This window comes from Enterococcus timonensis, assembly GCF_900104595.1.
GTDB classification, from domain to species: domain Bacteria; phylum Bacillota; class Bacilli; order Lactobacillales; family Enterococcaceae; genus Enterococcus_J; species Enterococcus_J timonensis.
The window spans coordinates 727,465-744,570 of sequence record NZ_FNVY01000004.1 but is presented as its reverse complement, the minus strand read 5'-3'; the positions used below and the strand labels follow the sequence as shown (position 1 = coordinate 744,570).

The 17,106-nt window shown below is 37.5% G+C and carries 19 protein-coding genes and 1 riboswitch; of the genes, 17 read left to right on the top strand and 2 right to left on the bottom strand.

What is annotated here, in order from left to right; genetic code table 11:
• Positions 1–94 precede the first annotated feature (94 nt).
• From BQ5341_RS08255 to BQ5341_RS08225, 7 genes are all read left to right on the top strand, one after another.
• Complete coding sequence (locus BQ5341_RS08255; RefSeq protein WP_071131528.1) at positions 95–973, top strand: CvfB family protein; 879 nt, start codon at positions 95–97, stop codon at positions 971–973.
• A gap of 120 nt (positions 974–1,093) precedes the next feature.
• Positions 1,094–1,552, top strand: a complete 459-nt coding sequence (gene fur, locus BQ5341_RS08250; RefSeq protein ID WP_071131527.1) for a ferric iron uptake transcriptional regulator — start codon at positions 1,094–1,096, stop codon at positions 1,550–1,552.
• 114 nt (positions 1,553–1,666) lie between these two features.
• Positions 1,667–2,548, top strand: coding sequence for a site-specific tyrosine recombinase XerD (xerD, locus tag BQ5341_RS08245; RefSeq protein ID WP_071131926.1), 882 nt, complete (start codon positions 1,667–1,669; stop codon positions 2,546–2,548).
• Between the two features lie 9 nt (positions 2,549–2,557).
• Complete coding sequence (locus BQ5341_RS08240; protein ID WP_071131526.1) at positions 2,558–3,310, top strand: segregation/condensation protein A; 753 nt, start codon at positions 2,558–2,560, stop codon at positions 3,308–3,310.
• Entirely contained in the window at positions 3,303–3,902 is a 600-nt protein-coding gene (gene scpB / locus BQ5341_RS08235) for an SMC-Scp complex subunit ScpB (protein ID WP_071131525.1), read from the top strand. Before BQ5341_RS08240 ends, scpB begins: the two co-directional genes overlap by 8 nt.
• Before the next feature lies 1 nt (position 3,903).
• Positions 3,904–4,641 (top strand): pseudouridine synthase, encoded by a 738-nt coding sequence (locus BQ5341_RS08230; protein ID WP_071131524.1) that lies wholly within the window; start codon positions 3,904–3,906, stop codon positions 4,639–4,641.
• A gap of 37 nt (positions 4,642–4,678) precedes the next feature.
• Positions 4,679–4,802: riboswitch (FMN riboswitch) on the top strand.
• Between the two features lie 100 nt (positions 4,803–4,902).
• On the top strand, positions 4,903–5,511 hold the full coding sequence (locus tag BQ5341_RS08225; RefSeq protein WP_071131523.1) for an ECF transporter S component: 609 nt from the start codon (positions 4,903–4,905) through the stop codon (positions 5,509–5,511).
• A gap of 63 nt (positions 5,512–5,574) precedes the next feature.
• Here the strand turns inward: BQ5341_RS08225 and BQ5341_RS08220 are convergent, their stop codons facing one another.
• Positions 5,575–5,784 carry a ferredoxin gene (locus BQ5341_RS08220; protein WP_071131522.1) on the bottom strand — a complete coding sequence of 70 codons (210 nt, stop codon included), beginning with the start codon at positions 5,782–5,784 and terminating at the stop codon, positions 5,575–5,577.
• A 31-nt stretch (positions 5,785–5,815) separates the two neighbouring features.
• On the opposite strand from BQ5341_RS08220, the gene BQ5341_RS08215 reads away from it, so the two are divergent.
• The 10 genes from BQ5341_RS08215 (at position 5,816) to BQ5341_RS08170 (ending at position 16,099) form a co-directional block, all read left to right on the top strand.
• On the top strand, positions 5,816–6,835 hold the full coding sequence (locus BQ5341_RS08215; protein ID WP_071131521.1) for an RQC domain-containing protein: 1,020 nt from the start codon (positions 5,816–5,818) through the stop codon (positions 6,833–6,835).
• Positions 6,828–8,186 (top strand): RecQ family ATP-dependent DNA helicase, encoded by a 1,359-nt coding sequence (locus BQ5341_RS08210; protein WP_071131520.1) that lies wholly within the window; start codon positions 6,828–6,830, stop codon positions 8,184–8,186. Before BQ5341_RS08215 ends, BQ5341_RS08210 begins: the two co-directional genes overlap by 8 nt.
• Before the next feature lie 104 nt (positions 8,187–8,290).
• On the top strand, positions 8,291–8,866 hold the full coding sequence (locus BQ5341_RS08205) for an SAG1386/EF1546 family surface-associated protein (protein WP_071131519.1): 576 nt from the start codon (positions 8,291–8,293) through the stop codon (positions 8,864–8,866).
• Between the two features lie 72 nt (positions 8,867–8,938).
• Complete coding sequence (cmk, locus tag BQ5341_RS08200) at positions 8,939–9,613, top strand: (d)CMP kinase (protein ID WP_071131518.1); 675 nt, start codon at positions 8,939–8,941, stop codon at positions 9,611–9,613.
• Between the two features lie 149 nt (positions 9,614–9,762).
• Positions 9,763–11,004: a 30S ribosomal protein S1 gene (gene rpsA, locus BQ5341_RS08195; RefSeq protein WP_071131517.1), complete on the top strand. Its 1,242-nt coding sequence runs from the start codon at positions 9,763–9,765 to the stop codon at positions 11,002–11,004.
• Positions 11,005–11,113: 109 nt separating this feature from the next.
• The gene (gene der, locus BQ5341_RS08190) at positions 11,114–12,421 is read left to right on the top strand and encodes a ribosome biogenesis GTPase Der (protein WP_071131516.1); all 1,308 of its coding nucleotides are present in this window, start codon (positions 11,114–11,116) and stop codon (positions 12,419–12,421) included.
• 214 nt (positions 12,422–12,635) lie between these two features.
• A complete protein-coding gene (gene hbs, locus BQ5341_RS08185; RefSeq protein ID WP_071131515.1) occupies positions 12,636–12,911 on the top strand; it encodes a non-specific DNA-binding protein Hbs in 276 nt (91 codons plus the stop codon).
• Between the two features lie 440 nt (positions 12,912–13,351).
• A complete protein-coding gene (locus BQ5341_RS08180; RefSeq protein WP_071131514.1) occupies positions 13,352–14,323 on the top strand; it encodes a hypothetical protein in 972 nt (323 codons plus the stop codon).
• Positions 14,316–15,572: a tetratricopeptide repeat protein gene (locus BQ5341_RS08175; protein WP_071131513.1), complete on the top strand. Its 1,257-nt coding sequence runs from the start codon at positions 14,316–14,318 to the stop codon at positions 15,570–15,572. Before BQ5341_RS08180 ends, BQ5341_RS08175 begins: the two co-directional genes overlap by 8 nt.
• Positions 15,569–16,099: a YpiB family protein gene (locus tag BQ5341_RS08170; RefSeq protein ID WP_071131512.1), complete on the top strand. Its 531-nt coding sequence runs from the start codon at positions 15,569–15,571 to the stop codon at positions 16,097–16,099. The genes BQ5341_RS08175 and BQ5341_RS08170 overlap by 4 nt, the downstream gene beginning before the upstream one ends.
• 23 nt (positions 16,100–16,122) lie before the next feature.
• Here BQ5341_RS08170 and BQ5341_RS08165 read toward each other — a convergent pair whose 3' ends face one another.
• Positions 16,123–17,004: a YitT family protein gene (locus tag BQ5341_RS08165; RefSeq protein WP_071131511.1), complete on the bottom strand. Its 882-nt coding sequence runs from the start codon at positions 17,002–17,004 to the stop codon at positions 16,123–16,125.
• Positions 17,005–17,106 lie beyond the last annotated feature (102 nt).

Here is a 17,106-nt window from a genome sequence, read left to right as displayed (position 1 = left end):
TATCTATTTTCCTAACTGTTGGCCAAAACACAATCTAAATATAAAAAATAAAAGAGAAGACAGCAGGTCTTCTCTTTTTTTCAAGGAGGAAATTATGGAAGAATTGCTAGGAACATTGACAACAGGAATTATTACTGACGAAAATGATACTCATTTTTTCGTACAAAAAAATGGTCAGACGTTTCAATTGTTAAAAACAGAAGGTGAGCATGCATTAGGAGACAGTATTGAAGGGTTCTTTTACATCAATGCTGATCAAAAATTAAGCTTCACAACAGAAATTCCTAATATTCGTCAGGGACATTACGGATTTGGGATTGTTGTGAAAGCGCGGCGGGACTTAGGCGTTTTTGTCGATATCGGTTTACCGGATAAAGATGTCGTCGTCTCCCTAGATTTTTTGCCAGAAATGAAAGAGCTGTGGCCTAAACCCGGCGACGTTCTGTATTTAACTATTACTGTCGATCAAAAAGATCGCATCTGGGGCTTATTAGCCGATGAAAATATTTTCCTTAGCTTGTTTAAAAAATTACGCGCTGAAGATAATTGGCAAAATAAAGAAGTCGAAGGCGTTGCTTATCGTTTGAAATTAGCCGGAACGTTTGTTTTAACGAGTGATTTTCATCAAGGATTTATTCATCCGAATGAACGCTTCAAAGAACCTCGCTTAGGTGAACAACTAAAAGCGCGGGTCATCGGCGTTTCACCTCATGGTTATTTAAATTTATCTTTGAAACCACGGGCGTTTGAAATTATTGATGACGATGCGCAAATGCTTCTGACTTTTCTAGAAAGAGCCGAAGAAAATAAAATTCCTTTCACTGATAAATCAACGCCTGAAAGCATTCAGCAACAATTTGGCATTAGTAAAGCGCAGTTTAAACGGGCGATTGGTCATTTGTTGAAAGCTAAAAAAATTAAGCAAGTAGATGGTTGGACCGTTTTACTTGATACTGAAATAGAATCTAATTGAGAATCCATTGAAAAAGTCCGTTGACTAGTTTATAATTTGTCTAAAGAACGAATATAAAAAAATGCAAAATACATTTGATGAAAGTCAAATTTGAAAATTTTGTAAGTAGAGGGCTAAATCATGGATACCATCACGCAACTAAAAAAAATCAAAAAACAATTACATGAATCAGGTTTTAAACTAACGCCTCAACGAGAATCCACTTTATTAGTCTTACTGGAAAATGAAAAAGATCATTTGGCCGCCGAAGAAATTTACGTTCGGGTCAAAGAAAAAGCGCCTGAGATTGGCTTGGCGACAGTCTATCGGACGTTAGAAATTTTGACAGAATTAAAAGTAGTTAATAAAGTGAGCTTTAACGACGGGCTTTCTCGTTATGATTTGCGCAAAGACGGGGCGAAACATTTTCATCACCATCTCTTGTGCTTGGAGTGCGGACAAATTGAAGAAATTGAAGATGATTTATTGTTAGAAGTTGAAAAAGTAGTAGACAAACAATATGGTTTTCTAGTCAAAGATCATCGCTTAACTTTTCATGGTATTTGTCGGAATTGTCGGGCGGAAAAAAATCAGCTTTAAAAACGCTAGCCAAAAACAACTGCCAAAAATTTTGGGAGTTGTTTTTACGTTTGGGCGCGTTTCTGTTATGATACATAAGAAATGAGGGAGAAAATGTCAGAGATTGATCCACATTTGCAATCACTTTTAGATGAATATTTATCTTATTTACAAATTGAACGCGGGCTAGCGGAAAATTCTCGTCAGTCTTATCGCCGTGATTTGACTCAATATTTAAAATTTCTAGCAAGTCGACAAATTACGGATTTAGATCAAGTGGATCGCTTTGTGGTGATGGACTTTTTGGAAATGTTACAAAAAGATCACGCCCAAGCTACGATTATTCGGATGTGTTCAAGTTTGCGCCGATTCCATCAATTTTTGCGCCAAGAACGCTATACTGAAACGGATCCGATGCAACACATTGACACGCCGAAAAAAGGCCAGACTTTGCCCAAAATTTTAAGCACCCAAGAAGTAGATTTGCTTTTAAATACACCAGATACAACTACAAAGCTCGGCTTACGCAATCGGGCGATTTTAGAAGTGATGTACGCTACTGGGATGCGCGTGTCTGAAGTGGTGAACTTGACCATGAGCATGCTTCATTTAAATATTAGTTTGCTCAAAACAATCGGTAAAGGGGACAAGGAGCGGATTATTCCTTTAGGCAGTGTTGCTTTATTGTGGCTCAATCGCTACTTAGATGAAGTTCGTCCGCAACTAGCAAAAGACGATGTGCCTTTTGTTTTTGTGAATTTTCATGGCAATCAATTATCGCGCCAAGGGATTTGGAAAAATTTACAACAAATCGTTCAAACCGCTGGCATTACAAAATCCGTTACGCCACATACGTTGCGCCACAGTTTTGCTACTCATTTATTAGAAAATGGCGCCGATTTAAGAATTGTTCAAGAATTACTAGGACACGCCGATATTTCCACCACGCAAATTTACACCCACATCACGAAAGCTCGGATGGCTGATGTTTATCAAAAATATTTTCCCCGCGCATAGGAGTTTTTTATGACTGATTTAAATGTAAAAATTGAAGGTTTTGAAGGACCGATGGATTTATTATTACATCTGATTCAACAATATGAAGTGGATATTTATGAAGTGCCGCTGGCTGAAGTGTGCGACCAGTATTTAAATTACGTCCACACCATGCATGCCCTACAACTGGAAGTGGCAGCTGAATATTTAGTCGTAGCTGCAACGCTACTAGCTATAAAATCCCGCCAATTATTGCCACAAATCGAAAATGAAAATATCGACGAGCTGTGGGAAGAAGATACTGGACTTGATCCTAAAGAAGAATTATTGCAACAACTACTCGTTTATCGAAAATTTAAATACGCCGGCCAAGAATTACAAGATTTAGAAGGTCAGCGCCAATTATTTTTTGAAAAAGAACCGAGTGATCTTTCTATGTACACGAAAGATTTACCGTTAGAAAAAAATCAAGTAACAACGATTGATTTATTTTTAGCCTTTCATGACGTTTTGCAAAAAAAACAAGAGCAAACCGGCCAACAAGCGACAGTGGCCAAAGAAGATCTTTCTGTTAGTCAAAAAGTTTCTTGGTTTAAACGACATTTATTTATTCATACTCGGCAAGTTTCATTTTCAGATATGTTTGTCAACTATGAAAAAAATGAATTAGTCAATACCTTTTTAGCTGTGTTAGAATTGTTAAAAGAAGGTTTTATGACTGCCATGCAGGCGGAAAATTTTGCCGATATTTATTTTGAACAAAGGGAGGAGTCCCGTGGTTAAAAATTTTGGACCCCAATTAGAAGCCTTGCTTTTTGTGGCGGGGGAAAAAGGATTGCAAGTAAAAGAAGCCGCCAGCGTTTTAAATAAAGACTCCAGCGCACTGTTCCAACAATTAGAACAATTACAAAGTCAATATGAAGCAGATAAAAATCGTGGGCTAACCATCATTCAAACCGGTGAAGTTTTTAAATTAGTCACCAAACCTAAATTCCAACCACTGATTGTCAATTACGCTAAAGCTCCTATTGCCAATCGGTTAAGTAAGGCTGCTTTAGAAACTTTGGCAATTGTTGCTTATAAACAGCCAATGACCCGCGGTGAGATTGATGACATTCGCGGGGTTCAAAGTTCTGGCGCCTTACAAACGCTAGTCATTAAACGTCTAGTAGAAGAAAAAGGGCGCGCCGAAACAGTGGGGCGGGCGATTTTATATGGCACTACGAGTTACTTTCTTGATTATTTTGGATTGAAGAAATTAACCGATCTGCCAGATATTACGGAAATGGAAAGTAATATCCCACAAGTCAATGATTTATTTGCACGACAAACAAACGATCAGGAAAACTCTTGGTCAGAAACTGAGGAAAATTAAGATGGAACGACTACAAAAAGTTATCGCTCAAGCGGGCGTTGCTTCCCGGCGTAAAGCTGAAGAATTAATTAAAGCAGGCATGGTCACCGTCAATGGTCAAACGGTGGTTGAACTAGGAACGAAAGTAAAAGCCAGTGATCGAATTGAAGTCAAAGGAATCCCGTTAGCTAAAGAAGAGCCCGTTTATTATTTATTTTACAAACCAAAAGGCGTGATTACTGCCGTTACTGATGACAAAAAACGGCCGGTGGTTTTGGATTATTTTCCAGAAGTAAAAGAACGGATTTTTCCAGTCGGTCGGCTTGATTATGATACGACCGGCTTACTGCTGCTTACTAACGATGGTGATTTTGCTCAAAAATTAACCCATCCTTCCCATGAAATTGAAAAAGTGTATGTGGCCAAGGTCAAAGGGGTTCCCAATTATTCACAATTAAAAATATTAGAAAAAGGCGTTCGGATTGAACATTACAAAACAGCGCCGGCTAAAGTAAGTATTATTTCTAGTGATGCCAAAAAAGGAACTGCCATTGTTTCTTTAACGATTCACGAAGGCCATCATCATCAAGTAAAAAATATGTTAGAAAAAGTTGGCTTTCCTGTTTTAAAACTAAAACGCGAAAAATTTGGCATGTTAACTTTGGACAAATTAAATCCTGGCCAATCTCGCCGACTATTTAAAAAAGAAGTGACTGATTTATTACGTTTGGCCGAAACAAACTCCTTGTCAAAAAAATAAATATCGGATATAATGAACACGTTAAAAAAATATATAGGTTCGTCTTCAGGGGCAGGGTGAAATTCCCGACCGGTGGTAATAGTCCACGAACTGAGTCTTGCGCTCAGCCGATACGGTGTAATTCCGTAGCCGACAGTAAAGTCTGGATAAAGAAGATCGGCTTTTTTGTGTACTCACAAAAGCTGGTGTCTCTGTGTGGAGTCATTGGCTTTTTTTGTCGCAAAAAAGTTTCCGGAGATGTTTCCTTCTAGGAGGATTTTCATGAAAAGCAGCAAAGTTCAAAAAATGGTGGTCATTTCTTTAATGGCCGCGATGGGGATGGGGTTACAATTTATCGCAATTCCATTTCCACTGTTCAGTTTTTTAAAAATCGATTTCTCTGATTTACCAGTAATGGTCTCGATGTTTCTATTCGGACCGTTAGCCGGGATTTTAACGGCTGGCTTACGTTCGGTACTTCATTTGCTATTGACGGGTTTTGATCCGGCCAATATGGTAGGAGATATTGCAAGCTTTGTCGCTTCTAGCGTGTATACATTGCCGCTGTATTATTTTTTCACCAAAGAAAGTCAATTAACCAAAATCAAGAAGAACAAATTTCTCGGCATTATCTCCGGCACTGTTGCGATGACAATAGTCATGTCGGTGGCAAATTATTTTGTGATTACGCCGCTTTATTTATATTTCTTCAATGTAGATGCCAACAACTTTTTAGGAATGAGCTTAGCGCGTTATGTGGCAATTGGTATCGTACCATTTAATATTGCTAAAGGAATTATTGTTTCCGCTGTGTTCCTAGTCGTTTATGCAAAATTGCTTCCTTGGTTATCCAGAAAAGCTTTGCATCTTCAACCAAAAAGTCGCTTATAAAATCAAAAATCCCGTCAGGACCTCAATGTCCGACGGGATTTTTTTGTGGTAAAATATAATCAATTAGCGGCCAGCAATTAGAGCTGCGGTGGGACATTTTTTGATGGCGGCAATAATTTTTTGGTCATCTTCGTCAAATGATTTTTTTCGAAGATTTATTTCTTCGTCTTTAAAAATCACTAGACCTTCGCGATCGTAATCAAAAAAGTGTGGGGCCGTCACTTGGCAGAGCCCACAAGCGATACACTTTTCTTGTATAATTTCACATTCCATTTTAATTCCTCCCAGAAAGTAGGTGGCGCTTTTGTCTGGCTTTATTTTAGCCTTGATTCAAGAATTTAACAACTTAAAAAAATCAACTTTGTATTTTGTCTTAGTTGGCAAAAAAACGAGCTCAGTTTTAGTTTACGGCTACTTTAATGACTTATTGCCGTATTTTGGTTTAGCAAAAAATTTAACGAGAGAACAATATGAACAAATGATTAGACATTTAGTTAGTGAGAAAAAAATTATTATAGAAAATGGCTACTTAAAGCGCCAAAATAAAAATCCTATTTCTTTAAAGACGACATACCCGGCTTTAAAAGGCTATCCGTATAGTATTGACGATGAAGGGAACTGGCATCTTTTTTTGTTTGGCTTGCAAGTTTTTTCTGAATTGAGTTTTGCCAATCGTGATTATCAAGTATTGTCGGATCAATTTTTAAGCGGCCAAAAAATTAAGTTTTGGCTTAAAGTTGTAGGAAAAGAGCAATGGCCCAAAGCCCAAACTGAATTACAACAAATTATGGAAAAACTCCCAGAAGAAACCAGTCAGCGTCTTAGTTTATTCTGGCATGGCCATCAAGTGAATGGTCAAATCAACGCCCAAATCTATGCAGCGCAATTTAGTGGGAAATTACAATATAAAAACGATCTCCATGCTTTTTTTACAATATTAAAAGTCGGACCGTATCCAATTTGGCAACAATTACTCGTCTACCCAGCAACTTCAGTGGAACAAACGGGGACGCTTGTAGCAAACGGAGCTAGTTTTTCTGAAATTTTAAGCCAACGTCCAGCGTTAAAACCGTCGACTTTGCGGGATCATTTATTAGAATTAGCTATTTTCAATCCAGCGGAATTTCCATTTCCCCACTTTTATGAAAATAAAACACTTTTACAAGTTGAAAAACTAGCACTAGAAAATTTGCGCGATTGGCGGTTTAAAGAAATTTTCCCTGAAAATACCGCTGATTTTTTGACTTATCGGCTTTATCAAATCCAACAAATCGCCATAGAGAAAACAAAAAAAGTAGGGGAGGCGCCAAAAATAAATGAATGACTTGCAAACAAGTTTAAATCAATTTTTTGGTTTCCAAACTTTCCGACCTGGACAAGAAGAAATTGTGAGACATTTATTAGCGGGTGAAAATGTTTTAGGCATTTTACCTACCGGATCAGGGAAAACATTAACGTATGCTTTGCCTGCTCTGATGCGCCCAGGACTCACTCTTGTGATTTCGCCGTTGATTTCTTTAATGGAAGATCAAGTGCAACGGCTAAATAAAATTCAAAAAAATTGCGCGGTATTTTTAAATTCGCAAGAAAATCTTGCCGAACAAACAGCTATTATTCAACATCTTTCTCAGTTTAAATTTTTATTATTGTCACCAGAAATGTTCCAGAAACCACAAATTTTGCACCGCTTAGCCCATTTGCCAGTCCAATTAGCGGTGATTGATGAAGCCCACTGCATTTCTCAATGGGGATTTGACTTTCGACCGGAATATTTATTTCTCAAAGAAAATCTCCAAAAAATAAATCAACCGCAGATTTTGGCCTTGTCCGCCACCGTGACTCCGATGGTCAAAAAAGATATTGGAACGTTTTTATTTTCTGGAAATTTTATGACTGAAAAATTCCCTGTTGAACGAAAAAATATCGGCTATATTATTGAGCAATGTCTTGATGAACAAAATCGGTTTGAAAAACTTAGCCAATTATTAAAAACGCAACATGCTGCCGGGATTATTTATTGCAATACCCGCAAAAAAACTGAAACCCTGACTAAAAGCTTGCAGCAACAAGGTCTTTTATGTAGTTTTTATCACGGTGGATTGACGAGTCTAGAACGAAAAAAATTACAAGCGCAATTTCAGGCTGGGCAATTACAAGTGATGATTGCCACTAACGCATTTGGCATGGGAATCGATAAGCCGGATATTCGTTTTGTAATTCATTATGAGCAGCCGGCCACTTTGGAAGAATATGTGCAAGAAACAGGCCGCTGCAGTCGCGATGGTCAGCCGGGATTTGCCTTAATGTATGTTGTCACCGGGGATGAGGCCATTCATCAACATTTTGCTAAAAGGCGCAAAGAAAATATTCCAGAACTGGCCCAAACAATCACGCGCCAAAATAATTCTAGTCAGACGCTAGCATTTTTAAATCAAAAAGCCGATTTTAAAACGCAACAACAAGACTTGATGCAAGATTTCATTGCCGAAAAAAATTGTCTGCGGCAACAAATCGCTAATTATTTTCATGATCCAAAACCAGAGCAAGTGGAAAAATGCTGTTCTTTTCATGGACTAAAAACGGAGGATTATCCAAGTAATCAAAGGCCAACTCTTAAAGAAAATCCCGCCAATTGGCAACAACGACTGGCCAATTTATTTCCAAAAGTGCAATAAAAAAGTTAAGAAAAAGTTTTTTCTAACTTTTTTTCTTGTCAAGACTTTTCCTTTACCAAACAGCATGCTATAATAGCCAAGAACAGCTTTAGGAGGGAATATTTTTGAGTAAAAAAGACGATTTCGAACAAAACGAACCATGGGACCAACCCATTTATGACACCGAGTACGATGAAAATCTTTCCCGGAGTCAACAACGCAAAACAAAAAAAGGAAATAGTTTATTTGTCACCTTACTTGTGGCTCTACTCGTATTACTTGTTGTAATGGCCTTTTTCACTTATTTTTGGATTATGCATCCAAGCGATAAAGCGCCGGCTAACACAACTGAATCCACCACTAGCCAAACTACAACAGAAATTAGTTCAACCACTAGTTCTTCTGAGACTGAAAGTTCCACCACCGTTTCAAGCACGATCGAAAGTTCTAGTTCGTCAGTTGCTGAAGAAACGCCCGTAGTTCCAGAAACACCAGTGGAAGAAACGCCGGTTGTTCCGGAAACGCCCGTCGTAGAAACACCACCAGCTACAGAAACAGGTTCTACTTATACTGTTGTCGCTGGCGATAGCCTTTACCGAATTGCCGTCAACAATGGTATGACTTTAGACGAATTATTATCGTTAAATGGTTTTGCTGATGGAACAACGATTCAACCTGGACAAGTTGTCAAAATAAAATAAATTTTTTTCAGCTGTGCCTGATATTTTGGGCACAGCTTATTTCTTGAAAAAATGAAAAAGGGTGTTGTTTGTTTGAAAAATATACAAATTGCCATCGATGGTCCAGCTTCAGCAGGAAAAAGTACCGTGGCAAAAATTATCGCCAGCCGTCTTCATTTTATTTATGTGGATACCGGCGCCATGTATCGAGCCGTGACTTATCTAGGAATCAAAAATCATCTGGATCTAGAAAATGCCCAGCAATTGCTGAGCGCTTTAGAAAAAGAACCGATTTCTTTTGCTGCCAGTTCTTCTGGTCAAAAAGTTTTTCTAGGTTCTCTTGAGGTCACTGAAGAAATTCGTTCAGATCAAGTAAATAATTTTGTATCACCAGTTTCCGCTTTAGAAAAAATTCGTGAAAAACTCGTTTTTTTGCAACGAGAAATTGCCGCAAATCAAAATGTAGTAATGGACGGGCGCGATATTGGCACCCAAGTTTTACCCAACGCGCAAGTAAAAATTTTCTTAATCGCTTCAGTCAAAGAGCGGGCACAACGTCGATATAACGAAAATATCGAAAAAGGATTGCCGGCTGATTTGACTGAAATTACTAAAAGTATCGAAAATCGCGATTATTTAGATTCTCATCGTGAAATTTCACCGTTAACAAAAGCAGATGATGCCATAGAACTTGATACGACAGGATTAAGCATTGAAGAAGTAGTAGCTGAAATCTTGGCAATTTATCAGAAACAGACGGCGCTTTAGAATTTTTTCAGCGGTATTTTTGTTTTTTTTCCAAATTTTTAAGAAAGATTTTACTTTTAAAGGGAAATTGCTTTATTTTTGTTGGTTTTTCATTTAGAATTAAGGATAGCTTATAATTAAGTTGTGCAATTGTCACAAGGAGGATTAGTATGTCAGAATTTGAAGAAAAAAAAGTAGAAAATGGATCTGAATCCATGGAACAAGCATTGAAAAATGTGCAAGAAGTAACAATCGGTGATGTTGTTAAAGCTGAAGTTTTAGTTTTAGAAGATCGCCAAATCGTTGTTGGAATTGTTGGCTCCGGTGTTGAAGGAGTTGTTCCGGTTAAAGAATTAACAAGTGAAGATGTTGAAAATATGTCTGATATCGTTAGTGTTGGCGACATTTTAGATTTAGTTGTTATTCAACCTATCGGACAAGATAAAGAAAATGGTTCATATCTTTTATCCAAACGCCGGTTAGAAGAACGAAAAATTTGGAGCGAAGTAGAAGAAGAATTTAAAGCCGATCATTTAGTTGAAGGTACAGTAATTAACGCCGTTCGCGGTGGTTTAATTGTTGATCTTGGCATTCGTGGATTCGTTCCAGCGTCAATGGTCAGCACGCATTTTGTTACTGACTTTTCACAATACAAAGGTCAAACTTTGAAATTCAAAATTATCGAAATCGATCCTAAAGAAAATCGTTTAATTTTATCTCATAAAGCTGTTTTAGAAGCTGAACGTTCTGAAAAAATGGCTGAAATTTTTGATACATTACATGTTGGCGACGTTGTGGAAGGAACTGTGGCTCGTTTAACGAACTTTGGTGCTTTTGTTGACCTTGGTGGCGTGGATGGTTTAGTGCATATTTCTGAAATCTCTCACGCTCACATTAGTAAACCAAGTGACGCTCTAGAAGTTGGTCAAAAAGTTTCTGTTCGTATTCAAGGACTTGATAGTGAAAAAGAACGGATTTCTCTTTCTATTAAAGCCACTCAACCTGGACCTTGGGATAGTATTTTAGAACAAGCACCTGTTGGCTCAGTCCTGACTGGGAAAATCAAACGCTTGACTAGCTTCGGCGCTTTCGTTGAATTATTCCCTGAAGTTGAAGGTTTAGTTCATATTTCACAAATTTCACACAAACGGATTGCAACACCACAAGAAGTGTTGCATGAAGGTGATGAAGTGCAAGTGAAAGTGTTAGATGTAAAACCTGAAGACCACCGGATTTCTCTTTCTATTAAAGCTTTGGAAGAACAACCTGAAGAATTAAAAGAAGCTAAAAAACCAGCTCGTGAAAAAAAACCAGCTGAAGAAAAATATGAAATGCCTGAAGAAAGCTCTGGCTTTTCTCTAGGAGATCTGTTAGGAGATCAATTAAAAGATCTTGACACTGACAACAAATAATTAGCGACATCTAGGCCGAGGCAGCCTTGCTGCTTCGGTTTTTTATTGCAATTTAAAGAAAATATCGCTACACTGAACAAGATGAAAAATTAAAATAGGAGGTGGGCAGATGACCCAACCAACTTTAGCCATCGTTGGCCGACCCAACGTGGGAAAATCCACCGTCTTTAATCGGATTGCTGGCGAACGAATTTCCATTGTGGAAGATATTGCCGGCGTGACGCGCGACCGAATTTATGCCACCGGTGAATGGTTAGGCAAAGAATTTAGTATTATTGATACTGGTGGGATTGAACTTTCCGATGCACCATTTATGGAACAAATTAAACAACAAGCAGAAATTGCCATTGAAGAAGCTGATGTTATTTTAATGGTGGTGAGTGTCCAAGAAGGCATTACTGATGCTGACGATTTAGTCGCAAAAATATTACATCGTTCCAAAAAACCAATTATCTTAGTAGTCAACAAAATAGATAATCCCGGATTGCGAAATGAGATTTATGAATTTTATTCTCTTGGTTTAGGCGATCCATATCCAATTTCTGGAGCTCACGGGACCGGACTTGGGGATGTTTTAGATAAAGCGATTAGTTATTTTAAAGAAGATGACGAGCCTGAAGAAGAAGGTCTCCTCAAATTTAGTTTTATTGGTCGACCAAATGTTGGTAAATCTTCACTAATTAATGCGCTATTAGGCGAAAATCGCGTCATTGTTTCAGATATTGCCGGAACAACTCGTGATGCCATTGATACGCGTTTTGAAGCAGATGGCCAAAAATATATGATGATTGATACAGCAGGGATTCGTAAACGAGGAAAAGTTTATGAAAGTACTGAAAAATATTCTGTCTTACGGGCAATGCGGGCCATTGAACGCTCTGATGTGGTTTTGATGGTTTTAAATGCTGAAGAAGGCATTATTGAACAAGATAAAAAAGTTGCCGGCTATGCGCATGAAGCAGGTAAAGGCGTTATTATTGTCGTTAATAAATGGGATTTAATTGATAAAGATGATCACAGTATGCAAAAATTTACCGATGATATTCGTAATGAATTTTTGTATTTGGATTATGCGCCCATTATTTTTGTCTCAGCTAAAACAAAACAACGACTTGCTAATTTGCCAGAAATGATCGCTGAAGTTTCAGAAAATCAAAATTTACGGATTTCCTCTTCTGTCTTAAATGAAGTCATTTTAGATGCGATTGCCATTAATCCAACACCAACAGATAAAGGCAAGCGGCTGAAAATTTTCTATACGACGCAAGTTGCGATCAAACCACCAACTTTTGTTGTTTTTGTTAACGAGGAAGAAATGATGCATTTTTCTTATAAACGATTTTTGGAAAATCAAATTCGCCAAGCATTTGGTTTTGTCGGGACACCGATTCGCATTATCACCCGTAAACGTAAGTAAAATACGACATTTTAGCAGACGAAAGGCGTTTTTTCAAGAAAAAACCCTTATAGATTATTTTTAGCGGAAATTTAACATAAAAGCACGAAAAACCTTGCCATTAAAGCTTTCCTATGGTATCTTGATAACAGAATATTGCTCGTCAATATTTCAGATTGCTGGACCACTCAGCAGTCACAAACATGAACACATTATGTGGAGGTGAAAAAAAATTATGGCAAACAAAGCTGAATTAATCGAAAAAGTTGCTACAGCTACTGGCTTCACTAAAAAAGATGCTACTGCTGCAGTAGATGCTGTTTTTGCAAGCATTCAAGAATCTTTATCCGAAGGCGAAAAAGTTCAATTGATCGGATTTGGTAACTTCGAAGTTCGTGAACGCGCAGCCCGCAAAGGTCGCAACCCACAAACTGGCGCAGAAATCGAAATCCCAGCAAGCAAAGTACCTGCATTCAAACCAGGGAAAGCATTGAAAGATGCAGTTAAATAATAACTGTTAAAAACCCGTTAAGACCTAGGTCTTAGCGGTTTTTTTTATTTTTAATACAAATATGGACCGATAGAATTTTTATTCTATCAGTCCAATAAATTATAGAGCCAAAATGGTTAAGTGCTATTTTTGTATCCAAAATTGGGTGCGCAAGAAGTGATTACATCTGAATGGAATGTCATTAAACTAACAAATTCGCAGGTGTCGTTGCAGCAGTCAGAAACGAAAGGGAAAAATTAACTATCAAGATGAATGTTTAGAAACATCAGTGTGGACGAGTTAATATCTATTCAATTCTGTGTTGCATAAGATTAATTAATTGCTAGTTCCAAAGCCAAAAATCCGAAAGCCATCCGTGCTCCAGCAAATTTTTTTACCTAAATTTTTTTGTGTTCTCTTTCTGTGCTACACTTAACAAAAGGGATAAATGAGGTGAAAAAATGCGTCAAGAAATTGAGCAAGTTAGTTGGATTTATGGGGAGAATTTTTTTGAAGTGATTAAAACAATTCCTCGTGATGAAAAAATGCTAATCATTGGTTCAAAGGAACATTATGAATCTTTAGCCGAAGTTTTGGCGCGGATTTTTAAAACGCAAGTCAGTTGGTATATTGTTTCTGATAGTTATCAAGGCGTTTCTTTGCAAATTTTTGAGGAATTATTAGAATATCTGGAACAAGGGGAAGCGTTCAAATATTGCTTAGGAATCGGATCTCATCAGGCGGTGAGTTTAGCGCAAATGACTGCAAGTTTAGCTTCTTCCGTGGAAAAGTTATGGTTGATTCCGACTGATTTTTTTGGCGTTTGGCAAGCACGAGCGGGTATTGGTTCCGTGATCAAATCATCTGGGGAAAATTTTTTAAAAGGAAATACTGATATTAAAGCAGAATTTATTTTTTTCGCCCCACAAACGGATCGCTCAAGTGCTGCAGATTTGTTATTTTTAGTGGTGATTAGTTTTTTAAATGATCGAGAATTTTTAGGGGATTTAGCGAGATTCTATCCAAATTCCGCGGCGTTTTTGAAAAATTCGCCAGGAATTTATTTGCCGGATATTTTAGCTAGCTTAGAACAAGCTGAGACGAATTTATTTTTGCAATCGTGGCGAGCCTTGAGTCGTTTTTTTGCTAAAACGATGTCGACAGAATCTTCATTAGTGCAGGCACTAATATTTATTATTTTTTTGAGCAAAAAAAGCACCCATTTTTCTATTTCTTTGGTAAAATTAAAAAATTGGTTGAAATATGTCGGACTCTCAGTTGAGTTACCAGAAAAATTTACTCCCGTTGATTTTTATGACTTTGAAGAGCCCATTGTTTTAATTGCGGATTTCAAACAAATCAGCGGCGGCCACGATGAATTAGAGCTACAAAAATATTGGCAACAATTTATAAAAGGAGAATACGATGACTAAAAGTGAAGAAATGTTACAAGCGCTAGAAAATAATGATTTTGTCGCAGCCGAATTGGCTTTTGCTGAAGCTTTAAAAAAAGACCCTGAGCCGGTCTTAGCGGAACTCGGCGAAGAATTGTACCAACTAGGTTTTATCGAACAAGCAGTAACGCTTTACGAGCAATTATTAGCTAAAAATTACCAGACCAGCTATCTTTTGAGTTTGGGGGAACTGGCCATTGAAGAAGATGATTATGATAAAGCGTTTCAATATTTTGACGATATTCCAGCTAGTTCACCAGACTATCCGGCATCATTGTTGGATCAAGCGGATTTGTACCAGTTGATAGATATTCCTGAAGCGGCAGAACAAAAATTATTACAAGCTGAAAAAATCTTACCTGATGAGCCTTTGATTAATTTTGCTTTAGCCGAATTATATTTTTCGCTGCAACAGTATCAAAAAGCCGCTACGTATTATTTAGTCTTAATTTTAGATCAAAATGAAGAAATAGCCGGTCAAAATATCGCCGAACGCCTCGGCGTTAGTTACGCTATGAGCGGAAAATTTGAAGAGGCGGTTGACTATTTGCAAAAAGCTTTAGAAAAAGAAGTCACCGATGATCGCTTATTTTATCTAGGATACACTTACGAAATGCTAGATGAAGGAGAAAAAGCTATCGAGTTGTATCAACAGTTGCTCAGCTTAAATGACGAGTACCAAAGTGTTTACGGCCCATTAGGAAATTTATTACAAAAAGAAGAACGGATCGAAGAAGCGGATGCTGTCTTCACGCAAGGGATGAAACAAAATCCATTCAATGTGGATTTATTTTTAGCGGGTGCCCAAAACGCCTATCGCTTAAAAGAAAGCACGCGAGCAGTGGATATTTTAACTGAGGCGCTAGCTATTGGTGATAAAGAAGAAGAAGTTGTTTCGGCTTTGGCGAATTTATATTTGCAGCAGGAAAATTTCGACGTTGTTTTGAAATTATATCAAGACCATCCATTAGAAACGCCACGCGCTTACTGGCAACAAGCGACAGCTTTTAATCAGTTAGAAGATTTTGTATCGGCTGGCAAATTTTTTGATTTAGCAGCTGCTGATTTAAATCACGAACCAGAATTTTTAAAAGAATATGGCTTGTTTTTACGAGAAGAAGGTCGCTTAAAAGAAGCAAGAGATATTTTGCAACATTATTTAGCCCATGAGCCTGAAGATTTAGAAATTCAATCATTAGTGGCTGCATTGGACCATTTTGCCCAATGAACACACCGCTGATTACTGAAAAACAACATTTTATTCGTTGGTGTCTAAAAAATCTTGCCTTTAAACGACCAGAAATTGCTTGGCTTTTGCATTTTTTATTGAAAAATCCGGAAATATTGACGTCAATTCATTTTGTTGAACGGGCCGATCAAACGCCACGAGGGTTAGTGATTGACGAAAATGGCGATTATTTTTTACAAATTGATGAACAAATGATTGAGGATGCTGAGCAGATTTTCCATGAGATTCGTTTTCATGCGGGATCAAAACTTTTTATGGAAATTAAATTTCCAAATGCCTGGGAAAATCATTTTTATTTAGGCGTTTTAGAAGATAATCCATTTTTTTCGTGGAATGAAGAAATTGATTCCGAGACCCAAATGGCGGTGGAAAAAACTTTGACGCAAATTTCTTTAGCCGAAGAAAAAGCCAGGTTGTTACAAGCCATTGATCAAGCATTAGAAGAGGGTAATCAAACACAATTTCAACTATTAGCTCAACAATTAAAAAACTTGGATCGCTTTTAATAAGCAGTCCAAGTTTTTTTGTTTTATGAAGAGTGCCGGCGTAGTGAAAAGCGGCGCGGCTTTTGATAAGTGAAACCTTCCCCGATTGCTTCGTGGACATTTATGACCGAAACAAAAGCTTTTGGATCGATTTCTTCAATAATCCGTTTGACATTGACTAATTCTACTGGCGAGACGACTACGTAAAGAATTTTTTTCTCGGCTTTAGAAAAACCACCTTGACCTTCTAGAAAACTGACACCTCGGGTTAAACTAGTCATCACTTGAGCACCGATTTCTTCACTAAAATCAGAAATCACCAGCACGCCACGAGCTTTATATGAACCATCTTGAACAAAATCGACAATTTGCGAGAACATATAAGAAATAATCAAGGTGTACATCATATGTTTCAAATCAATATAAGTTAACGATAATAACAAAACAAAAACATCAAAACCTAGAAGGGATTTACCCATGGAAATGCCAAACTTGCGCTCCAATATGCGAGCCACAATATCCGCGCCACCTGTTGTACCCCCGACGCGATAAACAAATCCAGAACCAAGACCGCCAAAAAATCCCGCCAAAAGAGCCGCAATTAGCAAATCGTGATCGATATTAATATTTATTTCAATCCTTTGCCAAACAAATAAGAAAAATGAAAGGGCGACAGTACCAATAATCGTGTAAAAAAAAGACCGTTTCCCTAAAATTTTCCCGCCAATTAAAATTAGCGGAATATTAATAACTAAAGTAGAAATGGCGGGATCAATTTTTAATAAATTTAATAAAATTAAACTAATCCCAGTGACGCCACCTTCAGCTAACTGATTGGCCATATTAAAATAAACTAAACCAAACGCATAAAGTCCTGTACCAAATAAAATCATCAAAATGTCTTTTAACAAAATCCGTACTTTCATTCATTTCCCTCCTGGCCAAAAAATCTTCTGCATTTATCTTAGCATTGTCAAAAACAAACAACAAGAGCCAACTATTGTTTCAATCAGTAAAAAAATTGGACT

What these genes read in the sequence shown, in the direction of transcription:
- BQ5341_RS08255 (WP_071131528.1), top strand. Translation starts at nt 95, where the DNA reads ATGGAAGAATTGCTAGGAACATTGACAACAGGAATTATTACTGACGAA.
- fur (WP_071131527.1), top strand. Translation starts at nt 1,094, where the DNA reads ATGGATACCATCACGCAACTAAAAAAAATCAAAAAACAATTACATGAA.
- BQ5341_RS08240 (WP_071131526.1), top strand. Translation starts at nt 2,558, where the DNA reads ATGACTGATTTAAATGTAAAAATTGAAGGTTTTGAAGGACCGATGGAT.
- BQ5341_RS08230 (WP_071131524.1), top strand. Translation starts at nt 3,904, where the DNA reads ATGGAACGACTACAAAAAGTTATCGCTCAAGCGGGCGTTGCTTCCCGG.
- BQ5341_RS08225 (WP_071131523.1), top strand. Translation starts at nt 4,903, where the DNA reads ATGAAAAGCAGCAAAGTTCAAAAAATGGTGGTCATTTCTTTAATGGCC.
- BQ5341_RS08220 (WP_071131522.1), bottom strand. Translation starts at nt 5,784, where the DNA reads ATGGAATGTGAAATTATACAAGAAAAGTGTATCGCTTGTGGGCTCTGC.
- BQ5341_RS08210 (WP_071131520.1), top strand. Translation starts at nt 6,828, where the DNA reads ATGAATGACTTGCAAACAAGTTTAAATCAATTTTTTGGTTTCCAAACT.
- rpsA (WP_071131517.1), top strand. Translation starts at nt 9,763, where the DNA reads ATGTCAGAATTTGAAGAAAAAAAAGTAGAAAATGGATCTGAATCCATG.
- der (WP_071131516.1), top strand. Translation starts at nt 11,114, where the DNA reads ATGACCCAACCAACTTTAGCCATCGTTGGCCGACCCAACGTGGGAAAA.
- hbs (WP_071131515.1), top strand. Translation starts at nt 12,636, where the DNA reads ATGGCAAACAAAGCTGAATTAATCGAAAAAGTTGCTACAGCTACTGGC.
- BQ5341_RS08180 (WP_071131514.1), top strand. Translation starts at nt 13,352, where the DNA reads ATGCGTCAAGAAATTGAGCAAGTTAGTTGGATTTATGGGGAGAATTTT.
- BQ5341_RS08175 (WP_071131513.1), top strand. Translation starts at nt 14,316, where the DNA reads ATGACTAAAAGTGAAGAAATGTTACAAGCGCTAGAAAATAATGATTTT.
- BQ5341_RS08170 (WP_071131512.1), top strand. Translation starts at nt 15,569, where the DNA reads ATGAACACACCGCTGATTACTGAAAAACAACATTTTATTCGTTGGTGT.
- BQ5341_RS08165 (WP_071131511.1), bottom strand. Translation starts at nt 17,004, where the DNA reads ATGAAAGTACGGATTTTGTTAAAAGACATTTTGATGATTTTATTTGGT.